General features: G+C 66.6%; 13 protein-coding genes and 1 pseudogene. 4 read left to right on the forward strand and 10 right to left on the reverse strand.

The genetic code is table 11. The annotated features are described in order from the left end of the window. Window positions 1-38 precede the first annotated feature (38 nt). From IPM80_10925 to IPM80_10945, 5 genes are all read right to left on the reverse strand, one after another. Window positions 39-1724: a hypothetical protein gene (locus IPM80_10925; GenBank protein ID MBK8958922.1), complete on the reverse strand. Its 1686-nt coding sequence runs from the start codon at window positions 1722-1724 to the stop codon at window positions 39-41. 39 nt (window positions 1725-1763) lie between these two features. Continuing rightward, window positions 1764-2633 carry a hypothetical protein gene (locus IPM80_10930; GenBank protein MBK8958923.1) on the reverse strand — a complete coding sequence of 290 codons (870 nt, stop codon included), beginning with the start codon at window positions 2631-2633 and terminating at the stop codon, window positions 1764-1766. Window positions 2634-2939: 306 nt separating this feature from the next. Continuing rightward, window positions 2940-3632, reverse strand: coding sequence for a phosphate regulon transcriptional regulator PhoB (gene phoB / locus IPM80_10935; GenBank protein MBK8958924.1), 693 nt, complete (start codon window positions 3630-3632; stop codon window positions 2940-2942). Window positions 3633-3781: 149 nt separating this feature from the next. After that, window positions 3782-5035: a cytochrome P450 gene (locus IPM80_10940; protein MBK8958925.1), complete on the reverse strand. Its 1254-nt coding sequence runs from the start codon at window positions 5033-5035 to the stop codon at window positions 3782-3784. A gap of 110 nt (window positions 5036-5145) precedes the next feature. Beyond that, window positions 5146-6090, reverse strand: coding sequence for a D-2-hydroxyacid dehydrogenase (locus IPM80_10945; protein MBK8958926.1), 945 nt, complete (start codon window positions 6088-6090; stop codon window positions 5146-5148). 118 nt (window positions 6091-6208) lie between these two features. Here IPM80_10945 and IPM80_10950 point away from each other — a divergent pair, with 118 nt between their 5' ends. Both IPM80_10950 and arsA (IPM80_10955) read left to right on the forward strand, forming a co-directional pair. Continuing rightward, window positions 6209-7057, forward strand: coding sequence for an SDR family NAD(P)-dependent oxidoreductase (locus IPM80_10950; protein ID MBK8958927.1), 849 nt, complete (start codon window positions 6209-6211; stop codon window positions 7055-7057). A gap of 26 nt (window positions 7058-7083) precedes the next feature. After that, window positions 7084-8832, forward strand: a complete 1749-nt coding sequence (arsA, locus tag IPM80_10955; protein ID MBK8958928.1) for an arsenical pump-driving ATPase — start codon at window positions 7084-7086, stop codon at window positions 8830-8832. 15 nt (window positions 8833-8847) lie between these two features. Here arsA (IPM80_10955) and IPM80_10960 read toward each other — a convergent pair whose 3' ends face one another. Genes IPM80_10960 through IPM80_10980 form a run of 5 tightly spaced genes read right to left on the reverse strand, consistent with a single transcriptional unit; the run spans window position 8848 to window position 14376 of the window. Then, a complete protein-coding gene (locus IPM80_10960) occupies window positions 8848-9408 on the reverse strand; it encodes an RNA polymerase sigma factor (protein ID MBK8958929.1) in 561 nt (186 codons plus the stop codon). A gap of 59 nt (window positions 9409-9467) precedes the next feature. Continuing rightward, entirely contained in the window at window positions 9468-11768 is a 2301-nt protein-coding gene (locus tag IPM80_10965) for a GNAT family N-acetyltransferase (protein ID MBK8958930.1), read from the reverse strand. Between the two features lie 49 nt (window positions 11769-11817). After that, window positions 11818-13587, reverse strand: a complete 1770-nt coding sequence (arsA, locus tag IPM80_10970) for an arsenical pump-driving ATPase (GenBank protein MBK8958931.1) — start codon at window positions 13585-13587, stop codon at window positions 11818-11820. A 15-nt stretch (window positions 13588-13602) separates the two neighbouring features. Further along, window positions 13603-13953, reverse strand: coding sequence for an arsenite efflux transporter metallochaperone ArsD (arsD, locus tag IPM80_10975; protein MBK8958932.1), 351 nt, complete (start codon window positions 13951-13953; stop codon window positions 13603-13605). A gap of 45 nt (window positions 13954-13998) precedes the next feature. After that, window positions 13999-14376, reverse strand: coding sequence for a helix-turn-helix transcriptional regulator (locus IPM80_10980; protein ID MBK8958933.1), 378 nt, complete (start codon window positions 14374-14376; stop codon window positions 13999-14001). A gap of 234 nt (window positions 14377-14610) precedes the next feature. Here IPM80_10980 and IPM80_10985 point away from each other — a divergent pair, with 234 nt between their 5' ends. Beyond that, window positions 14611-15051 (forward strand): arsenate reductase ArsC, encoded by a 441-nt coding sequence (locus IPM80_10985; protein ID MBK8958934.1) that lies wholly within the window; start codon window positions 14611-14613, stop codon window positions 15049-15051. Between the two features lie 2 nt (window positions 15052-15053). Beyond that, window positions 15054-16097, forward strand: a pseudogene (gene arsB, locus IPM80_10990) (ACR3 family arsenite efflux transporter). The last annotated feature ends 161 nt before the right edge of the window (window positions 16098-16258 follow it).

Consider the following 16258-nt stretch of genomic DNA (forward strand, 5'->3'; position numbering starts at 1 on the left):
GGGAAAAGCCCCGCCAGCGCGACTCGTCTCAAGCCCGCTTACGGGAACACCGGGGCCGGTGCACCGATGAAGTGAGTCGAGAACTCTGAACGCACCGCCGGCTGGCAGGTGTTCAGCGGCTTGCCGTTCGGCGCGCGGGTGAAGTTGTTGACCGGCGCGGCAGCGAACAGGTCGACATCGAACACCTGCGGCGAAGCGCCGGCGCTCTTCGGCGAGCCCAGCCAGCAACCGCGACCGAAGCCATGCTTGCAGTCGTTGTTGAGGTTCTTCAAACCAGCGACCGTGAAGGCGTTGTTGGCGATGATGTCGAACACCGCGAGGGTGTCGGCATTGGCGGTCGGCGCGGCCTGCAGGTTCTGGGTGGCGAAGTTCCAGTAGTCACCGCGATGCACGTTCTCGATGGTCGGCGCCACGCCATCAATCTTGATGTAGCGGTAGCCGAAGTTCCAGAACGGCGAAGTGGTGGACGGCGAGGCCGACGCTTCCGTGCTGCGGATGCCAATAGCCCAGCGCTTCACCAGGCCGGCATTCTTGGTGCTGACGTTGGTGCCGTTGTTGAAATCATCCAGGCACTGTTCGACATTGGTCGCGGAAGAGTTTTCAGCGACGAACGGCAAGGTCAGCGTGGTCGCGCCCTTGGGACCGACCACACCGGAAGCGCAGTTGACACCGAGATGCTCGGCATTGAACTGCGCCTGGGTGCCGGAACCGTTCACGCGACGGCACACTTGCACCGGCGTCGCACTGCCACGCAGCGGCGGCAGCACCAGGCCGGCATTGTTGGCGGCGGTGCGCAGATCGATGGTGGTATTGGTCGCGGTGTTCAACACCTTGAACTCTTCCCAGTTCTTGACCTGGCCGGTGAAGATCGAAGCGATCTCCTCGCGTGACAGCGACGGCATGCACTGCTCGGTGTCACCGCGCGGCGCCGAGATGGCTTCGTTGACGGCAGTCGCCGGGTCGTCCTGGTTGACCTGCACGACGGCGCTGTAGGCGCCATTGCCGGCGCTCGGATAGCAGGGGCTGTTGGCGGCGAACTGCGCGGCCTGCAGGGCCTTGTACAGCTCGGTGGTGACCGGCGTGTTGAACACGAGATCGCCGAGCGTCGCGGTCTTGGCGAACGCGGCGCCGTTCGGATCGAACGGGAAAGGCGTGCCGTTGGCCGGCACGCCCGGACCATCGGAGGTGTTCAGTACCGGTGCGTTGGCGCCGGTGAACATCGCCGGTTCGATGTCGGAACTGCCGATGTCCGGCACATGGGCGAAGTTGCCGGAAGTGCAGCTACGCTCGGAATAGGGCGTGCCATTGGAGCTCTGCTTGGCGACGTCGGCGCCGAGACAGGTGCCGCCCGCGCCGGTGCTGACCAGCATGAAGTTGAGCGACACGCCCTGCTGCAGGGGACCGACGCCGACCGCTGAGCCGCCGCTGTCACGCTTGATGACCATCACGCGCCCGGTGCCGAGGGCCGGCGTCTTGGCGGCGGTGGCCTTACATGCCACTGCCCAATTGCTGGAGCGGGACATGACGTTGATCGGGCCGGCGCCGGCATCGCACACGAAGTCGATGATGGCGTCCTGCGCGCTCTGGGTCGAGGCGCTGGCGCCAGCCCAGTAGATGACCTTGTCGGCATCGGCATTGCTGGTCGGCAGGTAGGCGAACGCGCTACCGGCCGAGGCCGCCAGCGCAGCCGCGATGGCCGCTTGCATGAAGTTGTTGCGAATCATTGTGAGGTTCCTTGAATTGGGTTCGTTAGGTTGGGCCGATCAGGCGCTCTTGCGACGACGCAGCGCGCCGAGGCCGGCGACGGCAGAGCCCATCAGCAGCAGGGCCGGCGGCACCGGCACGGCGGCCGGCACGGTGTAGGCCAGCGAGGTGCCTTGCGCGCCGAAGTTGAGCGACCACTTGCCGGCGTATTTGTCGACGCCGACCTTGCCGAGGCCCGTGTCGTCATTGACGCCGGTGCCATGCACGAAGAAGTAATCCAGCGAGCCACCCAGCACACCGAGGGTGTCGAAGCGCACGCCGAGATCCAGGCTGCCCCAGTTACGGGTGGTGAAGCCCTGCGGGCCGTCCGCCGCGACCACCGTCACGTTGTTCGCGCCCACCAGCGAGTTGGCGCCGGTCAGCGCGTTCTGCAGGTTGAAGTAGTCGTTGGCCATGTTGGTCATGACGCCGGTGTTGATCGCGTCGCCGGTAGTCGGGCCGTTGGCCAGCACCTGCGCCGCCGTGGTACCGACCGCTGCCGTGATCTGGAAACCATTGGGGCTCCACAGCACGTCGCCGCCGTCGGTGAAGTCGACGCGGTTGTCGATCGCGGAGATATTCCATTTGACCTTGGCAGGGTCCGCCGCGCCGCCTAGGAAGGCGTTCAGCTTGGCGAGATCGCCCGCCTGGATGGCGACGTTGAAACTGCTGCCGGCCTGGCCGTTGAAGGAATCGGCGGAAAGACCGGTGTTGAACACCAATGACTTGTTGGCCGTCAGGTCGACCATCGCCAGCACCAGGCTGCCGGCACCGGTGCCGAGGCCGACGTTGGCAATGTTGTCATTGCTGATGAGCGCGGCTTGCGCGCCGAGGCCGAGGGTCATGCTGACTGCCGCGGCGAGCGCTTTCAGTTGGGTTTTCATCTGCATTTCGAACTCCATAAATAGATAAGTAGCATTCGTCTCAAGAGCGCCGAGACCGGCCGTGTGCGTCCGCTTTGTTTTCTCTTCCCTGCACGGCCCATTGAGTGCGACGCGGGGCGTCGCTTCGTGCCGCCGTGCAATCTGCATTGCGAAAATGTCGAGCCGTGTTCGGTTTGATGAACTTTTCGTGACGCGAGTATCGCGAGCCTCGATGACATTCCGATGACGCGGGTTGTCACAATCGCGTCACCTGGCATGTCGCGCGGCAATGCGTCGATTCGATGACAAAAAGAAGTCGCTTGTGTGTCAGGTTCAGCGCATGAGCGCAGAGCATCGGTAGCCGATGCTGCGCACGGTCTGGATGTAATCCCCGCAGCCGAAAGGCTCGAGCTGGCGACGCAGGCGTCGCACGATCACATCGACCGTGCGCTCGTCGATATCGCACTTGTCGCCCCATACGCCATCCAGCAGCTGGGCGCGCGAATACACGCGCTCAGGGTGGGTGATGAAGAACTGCATGAGGCGAAAGGCGGTCGGGCTCAAGGCCACCGGCCGTCCGTTGACGAGTACGCGATGGGTGATGCGGTCGAGACGGATGGCGCCCAGTTCAACCACGTCCTGGCCGGCCACCGGCTGCGTGCGGCGCATGATGGCGCGCACGCGCGCCAGCAGTTCACGGCCTGAAAAGGGCTTGGTGATGTAGTCGTCGATGCCGAGATCGAGACCCTGGACCTTGTCGTCCTCGCTGACGCGCGCCGTCAGCATGATGATGGGAATCGCGCTGGTGCGCGGATCGCGCTTCAAACGCCGGGCGAACTCCAGGCCGCTGACGCCGGGCAGCATCCAGTCGAGCAGGATCAGATCGGGAATGATGGTGCCCATGGCGTGCTGCGCCTGGTGCACGTCACCCGCTTCGAGGAAATGGTAGCCGTCGCCGCGCAGGGTCATGCCGAGGACCTGCCGAATGGCGGGCTCGTCCTCGACGATCAGGATGTTGACCGACATTTCCGTGGGATGGGCGCAGCGTGATTGACTGCGTGACACTTCTACGGTGGCTTTGTGACACCTCGATGAAGAATGCGTGACAAGCCGAGCGACACGGCCCGCTGCGTCGGTGCGAACGAATGCGCACCGACTGAAGTCTCGGCGCGGCGCTAGGCCGGCGTGAACACCACCGGCATGGACTTCAAGCCCGACAGGTGATTGGAACGCAGGTAGCTGTAGTGGCCGGTGGCGCGGATGTCCGGCAGGCGCGCCAGGATCTCTTCATAGGCGACCCGGATCTGCATGCGCGCAAGCTGTGAGCCGATACAGAAATGCTGGCCGATGCCGAAGGCCAGGTGGTCGCGCGCGTTCTTGCGCGTGACGTCGAATGCGTAGGGATCGGCGAACACGCTGTCGTCGAAATTGGCGCCGCCATACCACATCACGACCTTGTCGCCCTTCCTGATCGCCTGGCCACGCAGCTCGGTGTCGGCGGTGGCGGTGCGGCGCATGTAGATGATGGCGCTCACGTAGCGCAGCATCTCCTCGACCGCGTTGGGGACCAGCGACGGCTCGGCCTTGAGCTTGCGCCACTGCTCGGGGAACTCGGTGAAAGCTCGCAGGCCGCCGGCGATGGTGTTGCGCGTGGTTTCGTTGCCGGCCAGCACCATCAGCACGAAGAAGCCGTCGAGCGTGGCCTGTGGCAGGCCTTCGCCGTCGATGCGCGTGTTGGCCATCACGCTCAAGAGATCGTCGGCCGGCTGCGCGCGACGCAGCGCCATCATCTTCTTGCCGTACTCGAAGAGCTTCACGAACACGTGCTGGCCGGCGTCGGGGCTGGCGAAGTAATCCGGGTCGAGCAGTGCCAGCGCTTCGTTGGACCAGCGAATGATGTCGGCGCGGTCCGCCTCCGGCACGCCCAGCAATTCCGACAAGGTCCACAGCGGCAGCGGCGTTGCGATGTCGGTGACGAAATCGCACTCGCCGCGCGCCGCCACCGCGTCCAACAGTTCGCGCATCTTGCGCCGCACGCCGTCCTCGAAGCGGCGCACGATGGCGGGATTGAAGGCCGGCGCGATCAGTCGCCGATGCAGGTTGTGCTCGGGCGGATCCATGGCCAGCAGCATGTGCAGGAAGGCGTTCTGCGCTTCCGCGTCGTGGATGCCCATGGATTCGTAGGAGATGTAATGACCGCCGGCCGCGTTGGAATAGAGGTTCGGCTGCTTGGAGATCTCGACGATGTCGTCGTAACGCGTGATCACCCAGAAGCCGGGCCCGTCGGCTTCCGGGTTCCAGAACACCGGCGCGCGTTCGCGCAGGGCGCGGAACGCGGCGTGGGGCTGGCCGGCGGCGAAAAGGTCGAGATCGTTCAGATCCGCGATCCCCTCGGGATAGCACAAGGCCACTTCATCGACTCTCGGCATGACGGCGCTCCCCTACTCTACGCGTATCAAGATTTCAGCGCATGGCGGCCAGTCGGCCGACCGCGGCGGCCTGCGCCACAGCGTAACGCGGGCGCGGCGCGGCCGCGACCTTAAGTGACGACATTGCGCGGCGTGCCGGCGACGAAGGCCTCGACGGTGGCGAGCAACTGCTCGGCGAGGCGCGCCAGGGTGCTGTCGCTGGCGAACGCCATGTGCGGCGTCATGACGAGATTGGGCAGCTCGAGATCGAGCAAGGGATTGCCGTCGCGCGGCGGCTCGACCGCCAGCGAATCGATGCCGGCGCCGCCGAGATGTCCGCTGCGCAGCGCATCGGCCAGCGCCTGCTCGTTGACGATACCGCCGCGCGCGGTGTTGATGAGCGTGGCGCCCGGCTTCATGCGCGCGAGTTCGGCGTGGTCGATGAGATTGCGCGTGTCGTCGTTGATCGGACAGGCGATGCACAGCACATCGGCACGCCGCAAGGCTTCGTCGAAGGACACCCGTCCCGGCCGCGGCGCCGCGTCCTTGCGCTCGGCGATGATGACCTGCATGTCGAAGGCCTCGGCGAGACGCGCCAGGCGCTTGCCGAGCGCGCCGTGGCCGATGATGGCCAGCGTGCAGCCGAACAGGTCCTGCGGCAGCGTCTCGTTCAGCACGCCGTAGAAATGCGAGCGCTGCCAGGCGCCGTCGGCGAGCGCCTGGCGGTACACCAGCAGCTGCCGACGAATGGTGAGCATCATGGCGAAGGCATGCTCGGCGACGGCCGGCGTCGACCAGTCGCGCACATTGGTGACGGTGATGCCGGCGCGCCGGCAGGCGGCCACGTCTATACATTCGTAACCGGTGGCCGACACCGCGATCAGCTTCAGGGCCGGCAGGCGCGCGATGATGTCGGCGTCGAAACGCACGCGGTTGGTGATGGCGATGTCGGCGCCCGCCAGCCGCTTGATGACCTGCTCGGGCGTGGTGGTCGGGTATTCCGTCCATTCATGGGCAAAGCGCAGCGGCCGCAGCGCGGCGCGAATGGCGAAGCGATCGAGAAACACGACTTTCATGCGAATTGCGGTCCATCTGGGTCGCTTGCCATTGAATAGGCATCGCTCGGCGACCGCAAGCCGCGCTCTGCGCGCCGAGTTTCGTTACCATCGACGCTCACCTCCGAGGAGCACGCCCATGTCACTGCATCCCGCATTCGCCGCCGGCGCCGTCGCCGTGATCACCGGCGCGGCCGATGGCATCGGACTCGCCGCCGCGCAACGCTTCGTCGCCCTCGGCATGCATGTGCTGATGGCCGACCGCAACGAGCCCAAGCTCGCCATCGAAGCCGCCGCCCTGCAACCGGTCGCCGCCGGCCATGGCGCGCGGGTGACATGCCGAGCGCTCGACGTCAGCCGCTACGAGGACGTGGCGGCGCTCAAGGACGAGGCCTACCGGAACTTCGGGCGCGTCGACGTGTTGATGAACAACGCCGGCGCCAGCCAGGCGAGTGGCGCATGGACGGCGCTGGACGCATGGCGCAACATCATCGACGTCAACCTGTGGGGCATCGTGCATGGCGTGCAGGCCTTTACCGCCGCCATGCTCGCCCAGCACAGCCCGGCCGTCATCATCAACACCGGCTCCAAGCAGGGCATCACCAATCCGCCCGGCAACCCGGCCTACAACGTCAGCAAGGCCGGCGTCAAAGCGCTGACCGAAAGCCTGCAGCACGAGCTGCGCAATACTCCCGGCGCGCAGGTGAGCGCCCATCTGTTGGTGCCGGGCTATACCTATACCGGCCTCACGCGCCAACGTATGAGCAGCAAACCGGCGGGCGCGTGGCTGCCGGAACAGGTGGTGGACACCCTGCTCGAGGCCATCGCACGCGGCAGCTTCTACATCATCTGCCCCGACAACGAGGTGTCGCGCGCCGACGATGCCAAGCGCATGGTGTGGGCCGCCTACGACATGGCCGAGGATCGTCCGCCACTGTCGCGCTGGCACGCCGATTACCAGCAGGCGTTCAAGGACTTCGAACCCTGATGGCGACCGATGCAAAAAGCATCGACATGCCGGCGCTGGTGGCGCAGGCCAGTCGTGTGCTGTTCTTCACCGGCAAGGGCGGGGTCGGCAAGACCACGCTGGCCTGCGCGGTCGCGATTGCGCTCGCCGACCTCGGCCGCTCGGTGCTGTTGGTCAGCACCGATCCGGCATCCAATCTCGACGAGATGCTAGCCACGCCCCTCGCCGGCGGCGCGTGCGCGGTGCAGGGCGTGGCGAATCTCACGGCGCTCAACATCGATCCCGAGCAGGCCGCCGACGCCTATCGCCAGCGCGTGCTGGCCGCGCTTGCCGACGATGCCGAGCAGCAGGCGCTGGTGCGCGAACAACTGTCCGGCGCCTGCACCACGGAGATCGCGGCCTTCGATGAGTTCGTGGCGCTGCTGACCGGCGCGACCCGTCAATACGACCACGTGATCTTCGACACGGCGCCGAGTGGACATACGCTGCGACTGCTGAGCCTGCCGCGCGCCTGGAGCGGCTTCCTGGCCGACAACGATCGCGGCGCTTCCTGCCTCGGCCCGCATTCCGGCCTCAAGATGCAGGAGGCGAACTTTCGCGCCGCGCTGGCGGCACTGGCCGACGCCGCGCACACCACCTTCGTGCTGGTCACGCGGCCGGAGGCGAGCGCACTACGCGAAGCGGCGCGCACCAGCGATGAATTGCGCGCGCTCGGACTCGTCAATCAACGGCTGGTCATCAATGGTGTGTTCACGGCGACGGACCGCAACGACGACGTTGCGCAACGCTTCGCCGAACTCGGCGCCAAGGTGCTCGCGCACATGCCGACGTCGCTGCGTGACCTGCCCCAGGAGCGGCTGCCATTACGCAGCTTCGACATGGTGGGCTTGGCGGCATTGCGCGCGGTGTTGCGTGCGCCCGACCCGCATGAAGCGGCGGTGGCCGCGACCGCGCGGCAAGGGCCGCACGACCTGCCGTTACTCGGCCGGCTGGTGGACGAACTCGCCAGCAGCGACCATGGCCTCATCATGGTCATGGGCAAGGGTGGTGTGGGCAAGACCACCATCGCCGCGGCGGTGGCGGTGGGCCTCGCGGCGCGCGGCATCGCCGTGCACCTGAGCACCACCGATCCCGCCGCCCATCTCAGCGATGCCTTGGCGGGCGACATGGCGAATCTCACCGTGGAGCGCATCGACCCGCGCGTCGAGACTGAGAAATACATAGCGAGGGTCCTGGCCACGCGCGGCAAATTCCTCGATGAGCAAAGCCGTGCGCTGTTGCTGGAAGACCTGCGCTCGCCCTGCACCGAGGAAGTGGCGGTGTTCCACGCCTTCGCCCATACCGTGGCGCAGGCGCGCAACGCGGTGGTGGTGCTCGACACCGCGCCCACCGGCCACAGCCTGCTGCTGCTCGATGCCACGGGCGCCTATCATCGACAGATGATGCACAGCTTCGCCGAGCACAATGCCGCGCGCGTCGTGACGCCGCTGATGCGACTGCAGGACAGCGCGTTCACCAGGATCATCCTGGTGACGCTGCCGGAAGTGACACCGGTGTCGGAGGCGGCGGCGCTGCAGGAGGATCTGCGTCGTGCCCGTATCGAGCCCTATGCCTGGGTGATCAATCGCGCGCTGCTGGGCTCCGGCACCCACGATCCACTGCTGGTCGCGCGCATGGCGGGAGAAGCGGCGCAGGTCGAAAGGGTGCGCGCCGAGCTTGCGCAAAGGATCTACCTGCTGCCCTGGCAGGGCACGCCACCGGTGGGCGTGCAAGCCTTGCGCGCGCTGCTCGACTAGCGCAGACGAGCGAACTCAGCAGCGCGCGCAGCGAAACACGCTGTCGCTGTCGCGATAGACATCGCAGGCCTGGTCCAGCACCGCCTTCAGGCGCCGACGCGCGCGATGGATGCGAATCTTGGCGGTCGCCAGCGAACACTGGGTGATGTCGGCGGTCTCGGCCACGCTCATGCCTTCCAGGTCGTGCAGGATCAGCGCGCTGCGGTAGTCCGGCGGCAAGGTGTCGATGAACTCGCGCACGCAGGAATTCATCTCGTCGATGGCCATCTGCTCGTCGACACTCGCCGTGGTGTCGGCCATGTCCGCCGCTTCATCGATAGCGACGAACTTCACGCCCTGCGCACCACGCCGCAGGTAATCGACCACCACGCGGTTGGCAATCGCGAAGGCCCAGGTCTTGAGGCTGGCGCGGCCTTCGAAGTCGGCGAGTCCGCGCTCGATCCTGATGAAGGTTTCCTGGCACAGGTCCTCGGCCACCGCCGCATCGCCCACCTGGCGCGTGAGGTAACGCAACAACGGCGCGCGGAGTTCACGACTCACCGCGGAGAAACTCGGGATCGAAGGGACGACATGCATTGTATGAGGCTCCAGGCAAAGGGGTGCCGGTGACGGCACACCCCATGCTCACGCGTCGGTCAGCAGCAGGACTTGGCGGCTTTCTCGGCAACGGCCGGCGTGCAACAGCCGGAAGCATTGGCCATGGACTGCGCCATGTCCTGCGCTTTGTCGGGCGTGCAGCAACCGGTGGCCTGGGCCGTGGCCTCGACCTTGTCCGGCGTGCAGCAGGCCGCACCCGTTGCACCCTGCGCAGCGGCGCCGAGAACAGCGCTGGCCGACGCCAAGACCTTGTTGGCCGGCACCTGGCGAATCTTGTCGGCGAGCGCGATGGCTTCGCCTATCTCGGCGTCGGTGAGGCCGGCCTTGCGCGCTTCCGGTACGTGGTATTCGATGCAGGGCACGCAGTTGGAAGCGAGCGCGGCGCCGAGCGCCACCAGTTCGCGATCGCGATGGCTGAGTGTGGTCATGATGATGTCCTCTTGATGTGTGTGTTTGACGCGGGCGGACTCGGCTCGCGAATCGCACCCTGTGTCTGTCTTGGACGTAAGCGAATTCGAAAACGATACAGGGGCAAGGCCGGGAGCACGGCAGGCATTGCTCGCGGCGGGCGCAGCGGTGCTCGGCGCACAGCAGCCACCGTCAGCAGCGCTCGACTCGGACAGCGTGACGCTGCACACGCCGGTTTCCGGCAGCTCGAGTTGCAGCGCGTCGGCCGCCGCCCAATCGCCAGCCAGCGCCGCCACCACCGAACGCGCCTGCTCATAGCCCGTCATCATGAGGAAGGTCGGCGCGCGGCCGTAGCTCTTCACACCGACGGTGTAGAAATCCTTCTCGGGGTGCGACAGTTCACGGTGACCAGGGGGCCGCACGCTGCCACAACTGTGCAGGTTCGGGTCGACCAGTTCGCCGAGCGCGGCGGTCGATTCCAGCGCCGGGTCGAGCGCGAGACGCAGTTCACTGGTCATGGCCAGGGCCGGACGCTGACCGGTGGCGCAGATGATCTGATCGATGCCCGCCATATCGATGGGGCTGCCGTGTTCGCCGAGGCCCGACACCAACAGCTGCTCGCCTTCGCGCGTGATGGCAGTGATGCGCAAGCCGCCGACGAATTCAAGCCGGCCGGAATCGCGCAGCGACTTCAGCGCTGCGCCGAGTTGTCCGCGCGCGGCGAGACCATCGGCGTCACCGCCGCCGAACACGCGCGCGAGGTTGTCGTTACGCACCGCCCACACGAGTTCGGTACCGGGCGCATGGCGCGCGAGTTCCGCCAGCGCCAGCAGGCTGTTGGCGGCGGAATGACCGGCGCCCACCACCAGCGTGCGTTTGCCGGCATAGCGCTCGCGCGCACTGCCCAGCACATCGGGTATGCCGTAGACAATCGCGTCGCCATGATCGCGTTCGCCAAGGGCGGGCAGGCCATTCGCGCCCAGCGGATTGGGCGTGCTCCAGGTGCCGCTGGCGTCGATCACCGCCCGTGCGCGGTATTCCCTTTCCACGCCGCCTTCGACCACGCGCAGGATGAAGGGCGCGCCGTCGCGGCCGGCGCTCTTCAACTTGTCATGGCCTTCGCGCGTGATGGCGACGACCTTGCTGTCGAGATGCAGGGTGCTGGCCACCGCGGGCAGCGCCGCGAACGGCTCCAGCACGCGCGTCACCACTTCGCCAGCCGCCGGCAGCTCATCGGGCGGCGGCGCCTGCCAGCCGTGTGCCTCCAGCATCGCCGCCATGGTCGGTTCGACGTTGTAACGCCACGGCGAGAACAGTTTCACGTGGCCATAGTCGACGAGATTGGCGCCGACGCGGCTGCCGGCCTCGAACAGCAACACCGCCATGCCGCGCTCGACGAGGCGTGCGACGGCCGCCAGGCCCACCGGCCCGGCGCCGATCACGGCTACCGGCAGATCGCTATCGACGGCGCGCGCCGCGCGCAGGGTCAACACCATGAGCGTGGCCGAGGCCGGACACGCACCTTGGAATTCCGCCGAGGCCTGCAAGGCCGGCGGTGCCTGCTCGCGCGGCGTGATGTGAAAGCCGAAACGCGTGAAGTAATCGGCGGCGGTTTCGGTCAGCAGGAAGAGATGCGCAATGTCGCGACGCGCGGCTTCCAGCAACAGCTGCGTAAGGATGCGCTCGCCTATGCCCTGGCCGTGCAGCGCCGGCGCCACCGCCACCGAGCGCAGCAAGGCATCCTGGCCGTAGATCTCGGCGCCGGCCACGCCGACCACCTTGCCCTCGTGCATGGCGACCAGAAAGGTATGCAAGTGCTGGCGCGCGCCGGCGGTGGGCAGGCCGTTGTCGATGAGCAGCGCTTCGATGGCGGGCCAGTCGGCGCCGACCGCGGCGCGCAGTGAAAGGGCAAGCTTGGGTGCCATCATCATGTTCCTCGTTGACGATTACAGTGATCAGGAAATTCCGCGGGCCGCGACCTCACGCCGCGCTGGCCAGCGCGTGCAGACGCTCGGCGCCGACCGGCTCGTCGCGCAGTACCGGCACCACGGCCAGGCGTCGCGCATGCGTGCTGGCAACACGCTCGATGACCGCCATCTCGTTGGCGGCGCGACGCTTCAGCAGTGGCGATGCAGGCTGACTGGCGGCGATGCTGTTGTTGACGATCCACGCCCACGGCTCGATGCCGGCGCGCCGCAGATCGTCCTGCAGGTGCGCCGCTTCCAGCACCGGCGTGGTTTCGGCCAGGGTCACCAGCAGGACCTTGGTCTGCGCCGGATCGCGCAGCTGGCTCATGGGAGTGAGCGCGAGCGCCGCGCCGTCACGCTGCTGACGTGCGATTTCGCGGTGGTAGGCGCCGGTCGCGTCGAGCAGCAGCAAGGTGTGGCCGGTAGGCGCGGTATCCATCACCACGAAGCGCGTGCGCGCCTCGGCGATGACGCGCGCAAAGGCCTGGAACACCGCGATTTCCTCGGTGCAGGGCGAGCGCAGGTCTTCCGCCAACAGGGCGCGCCCGGCGGCGTCGAGCTCGGCGCCCTTGCTCGCCATCACCTGCTCGCGATAACGCGCGGTCTCGACCTGCGGGTCGATACGGCTCACGGTCAATTGCGGTAACGTCGAGTCGAGAGTTTGTTCGAGATGCGCGGCCGGATCGGAAGTCGACAGGTGCACCGGCAAGCCGCGACGCGCGAGTTCCAGCGCGATGCTGGCGGCCAGCGTGGTCTTGCCGACGCCGCCCTTGCCCATCAGCATCACCAGGCCGTGACCGTCGCGCGCGATGTCATCGACCAGCGATGACAGGCGCGAAGCCTGCCACACGCCCTCGGCGCCCGTGATGCTTGCGTCAACGACATCAGCGCCTGGCACGACCGGCTTGAACAAGGCGCGCAACGCGCCGACGCCGACCATGTCGAAGGGCAGCAGCGGCAGTTCGTCGCGCGGCAAGCGCGCCAGCACCGACGGCAGCGCCGCCAAGGCCGCCTGTTCGCGGACGTGGATGGCCTCGGCGAGCGCGTCCTTGCTGGCTTCGGTGGCTGGCAACAAGCCGTTGATGACGAGATATTGTTCGCTGATGCCGACCCCCGCCAGTTCCCCATGGGTACGCGCGAGTTCGCGCAAGGCGCCGGCCTGGGCGCGGGCCACCAGTACCAGGCGCGTGCGCGTGGTGTCGGCCAGCGCCGCCAGCGCAGCCTTGTACTGGGTCTTGTGCTTGTCGAGCCCGGCCAGCGGTCCGAGACAGGACGCATCGCCCTTGCCCGCTTCGAGAAAACCGCTCCAGGCGCCCGGCAGTTGCAGCAGGCGGATGGTGTGTCCGGTAGGCGCGGTGTCGAAGATCACGTGATCGAATCCGGCGGTCAGCGTGTCATCGGTGAGCAGCGCGGTGAATTCATCGAAGGCCGCGACCTCGGTGGTGCAGGCGCCCGACAACTGCTCTTCGATGCCGCTCACCACCGCCGCCGGCAGGAGATTGCGCACCGGTCCGACGATACGCTCGCGATAGGCCGCGGCGGCGGCCTGGGGATCGATTTCCAGCGCCGACAAATTCGCCACCGCGCCAATGGGCGTGATGTGATTGCCGATGGCGAGGTCGAACACCTGGCCAACGTTGGAGGCCGGATCGGTGCTGACCAGCAGCACGCGTTTGCCCGCATCGGCGAGCGCGATGGCGGTGGCACAAGCGATGGACGTCTTGCCGACGCCGCCCTTGCCGGTGAAGAACACGAAACGCGGCGGCGCTTCAACGAGCTTCATGATGCGCGGCGCCGTTCAACAGCAGCTCTTGCCGGCGACCGGCGCGGCCGCGCGCGGCGTTTCGACCACGCCGGCCCACCCCGCCAATTCACCGCGCGCGGGATAGCGTCCACTGCACGCGACCTCGCCATCCACCAGCACCAGCGGCAGGCCATCGGCGCCGTTCTTCTCGAGGAACGCGCGCACCGCGGCGTTCTCGGCAAAGGCCATGGGCTGCTGGGCAAGATTGAAGCGCTCGATCAACGCGCCTTCGGCGCGCGCCCAGTCGAAGTCGGTGGAAAAGCTGACCAGCGCCTGGTCGACGTCCACACCGCACACGCCGGAGCTGCAGCACAGGGCCGGGTCATAAATTTGTATGGTTCTCATGAGGGGCTTCCAATGAACGATCGTGATCGGGGCGCTGCGCAATGCTCAGCGCGAGCGACGTGACTTACGCGGCGCGACCGCTGCCGGCGCCGGCTCGCAGCAGGCCTGCAAGGCGCCGGCCGGCGCGCACTGCTCCGGCCGTCCGCGGCAACACTCGTCGCTGAGATAGGCAATGATGTCCAGCATCACCGGGATGTTGGCGCGGTAGCGCTGAAAGCGGCCCTCTTGGGCGACCGTGAGCAGACCGGTCTGGGTCATCGCTTTCAAATGGAACGAGAGATTGGTGGGCGGGATGTCGAGGGTGGTGGCGATCTCACCGGCCACCATTCCCTCGTTGGCCATGCGCACCAGCAGGCGGAACACATCAAGGCGTACGCCCGAAGACAGCGCCTCGAAAATCTTGGTGGCGTTTTCTTTTTCCATGAAATGACTATACAACGATAGTTGAAATGATCAAACAGGCTTTGCATAATCGCGGCACGGCATCGCGGCCGTCCCCGGTTCGTCATGTCGGTCGAGTAGCCTGCAGCGCGACGTCCGCGACGGACCACCCCTTGCATCGTTTGAGGTCGATTGGTGAACGAAACAAGAGCCCCCGCGCCACCGGGCATCAAGCACGTGTTGTTCCTGTGCACCGGCAATTCGGCCCGCTCGATCATGGCCGAGGCGCTGTTGAACCATCACGGCGCGGGGCGCTTCCGCGCCTGGTCGGCCGGCAGCTTTCCGAGCGGACGGGTGCACCCGTTGGCCTTGCAGGCGATCGCGCCCCTGGGCGCCTTGCCCGAACCGCCGCGCAGCAAGCGCTGGGATGAATTCGCGCTGGCCGGCGCACCCGTCATGGATTTCATTTTCACGGTCTGCGACAACGCCGCCGGCGAAGCCTGCCCACACTGGCCGGGCCATCCGGCGAGCGCGCATTGGGGCATCGCCGACCCCGCCGCGGTCAGCGGCAGCGAGGCCGACCAACGCCAGGCTTTCGCGTATGCGTTCGCGCAACTCGAGCGCCGTATCGCGCGCTTCCTGGCGCTGCCCTTCGCGACCCTCGACGCCGCATCCCTCCAACGACAACTTCAAGACATCGGAACGCACACCCCATGAGCATGCCTGCCGCCGACGACGACACCCCACGGATTGGTTTTTTCGAACGCTGGCTGACGGTGTGGGTATTCCTGTGCATCGTGCTCGGCATCGGCCTCGGCCAGGCCATGCCCGGCGTGTTCCGCGCGCTCGGCGCGATGGAAGTCGCCAAGGTCAACCTGCCGGTCGGTGTGCTGATCTGGGTGATGATCATCCCGATGCTGCTGCGCATCGACTTCGGCGCGCTGCACGAGGTGAAGAAGCACTGGCGCGGCATCGGCGTGACCTTGTTCATCAACTGGGCAGTCAAGCCCTTCTCGATGGCCTTGCTCGGCTACGTGTTCATTCGCCAGGTGTTCGCACCCTGGCTGCCGGCCGCGCAGATCGACAGCTACATCGCCGGCCTCATTCTCCTCGCCGCCGCGCCGTGCACGGCCATGGTGTTCGTGTGGAGTCAGCTGACGCGCGGCGAGCCCTACTTCACGCTCTCGCAGGTGGCGCTCAACGACACCATCATGGTGTTCGCCTTCGCGCCCATCGTCGCGCTGTTGCTGGGGCTGTCCTCGATCATCGTGCCGTGGGATACCTTGCTGGTGTCGGTGGCGCTCTACATCGTGGTGCCGGTGGCGCTGGCGCAAGCATGGCGGCGGGCACTGCTGGCGCGCGGCGCAGCGGCGCTGGACGCGACCTTGGCGCGCCTCGGCCCGTTTTCGATTTTCGCGCTGTTGATGACCCTGGTGCTGCTGTTCGCCTTCCAGGGCAAGGCCATCCTCGAACAACCCATGGTGATTGCCATGCTGGCGGTGCCGATCACCATCCAGGTGTATTTCAACGCTGGTCTTGCCTACTGGCTCAATCGCCGCTTCGGCGTCGCGCACTGCGTGGCGGGCCCGTCGGCCCTGATCGGTGCGAGCAATTTCTTCGAACTCGCGGTGGCGGCGGCCATCAGCCTGTTCGGTTTCGAATCGGGCGCGGCGCTCGCGACCGTGGTCGGCGTGCTGATCGAAGTGCCGGTGATGCTGTCGGTGGTGAAGATAGTGAACACCAGCCGCGGCTGGTACGAGCGGCATGGCGCGACAGGCCTGAGCGCCATCGGCGCCCGTTCATGCTTTCAAAACAATGTCAGGCTGAAGCCTGACCCAATTCAGGCCCGGCATCAATGTCAGGCGCCAAGCTTGACCACAAGCGAGGCGCATTATTCGTGGGTCAGGCTTCAGCCTGACGCGGG

Source organism: Pseudomonadota bacterium, assembly GCA_016719885.1.
Classification (GTDB): domain Bacteria; phylum Pseudomonadota; class Gammaproteobacteria.

Coding starts and splice junctions, on each gene's coding strand:
- IPM80_10945 (MBK8958926.1), bottom strand. CDS start 6,090: ATGAAAGTCGTGTTTCTCGATCGCTTCGCCATTCGCGCCGCGCTGCGG.
- arsA (MBK8958931.1), bottom strand. CDS start 13,587: ATGAAGCTCGTTGAAGCGCCGCCGCGTTTCGTGTTCTTCACCGGCAAG.
- IPM80_10980 (MBK8958933.1), bottom strand. CDS start 14,376: ATGGAAAAAGAAAACGCCACCAAGATTTTCGAGGCGCTGTCTTCGGGC.
- IPM80_10950 (MBK8958927.1), top strand. CDS start 6,209: ATGTCACTGCATCCCGCATTCGCCGCCGGCGCCGTCGCCGTGATCACC.
- IPM80_10960 (MBK8958929.1), bottom strand. CDS start 9,408: ATGCATGTCGTCCCTTCGATCCCGAGTTTCTCCGCGGTGAGTCGTGAA.
- IPM80_10985 (MBK8958934.1), top strand. CDS start 14,611: ATGGCCGAGGCGCTGTTGAACCATCACGGCGCGGGGCGCTTCCGCGCC.
- IPM80_10930 (MBK8958923.1), bottom strand. CDS start 2,633: ATGCAGATGAAAACCCAACTGAAAGCGCTCGCCGCGGCAGTCAGCATG.
- phoB (MBK8958924.1), bottom strand. CDS start 3,632: ATGTCGGTCAACATCCTGATCGTCGAGGACGAGCCCGCCATTCGGCAG.
- IPM80_10965 (MBK8958930.1), bottom strand. CDS start 11,768: ATGATGATGGCACCCAAGCTTGCCCTTTCACTGCGCGCCGCGGTCGGC.
- IPM80_10940 (MBK8958925.1), bottom strand. CDS start 5,035: ATGCCGAGAGTCGATGAAGTGGCCTTGTGCTATCCCGAGGGGATCGCG.
- arsD (MBK8958932.1), bottom strand. CDS start 13,953: ATGAGAACCATACAAATTTATGACCCGGCCCTGTGCTGCAGCTCCGGC.
- IPM80_10925 (MBK8958922.1), bottom strand. CDS start 1,724: ATGATTCGCAACAACTTCATGCAAGCGGCCATCGCGGCTGCGCTGGCG.
- arsA (MBK8958928.1), top strand. CDS start 7,084: ATGCCGGCGCTGGTGGCGCAGGCCAGTCGTGTGCTGTTCTTCACCGGC.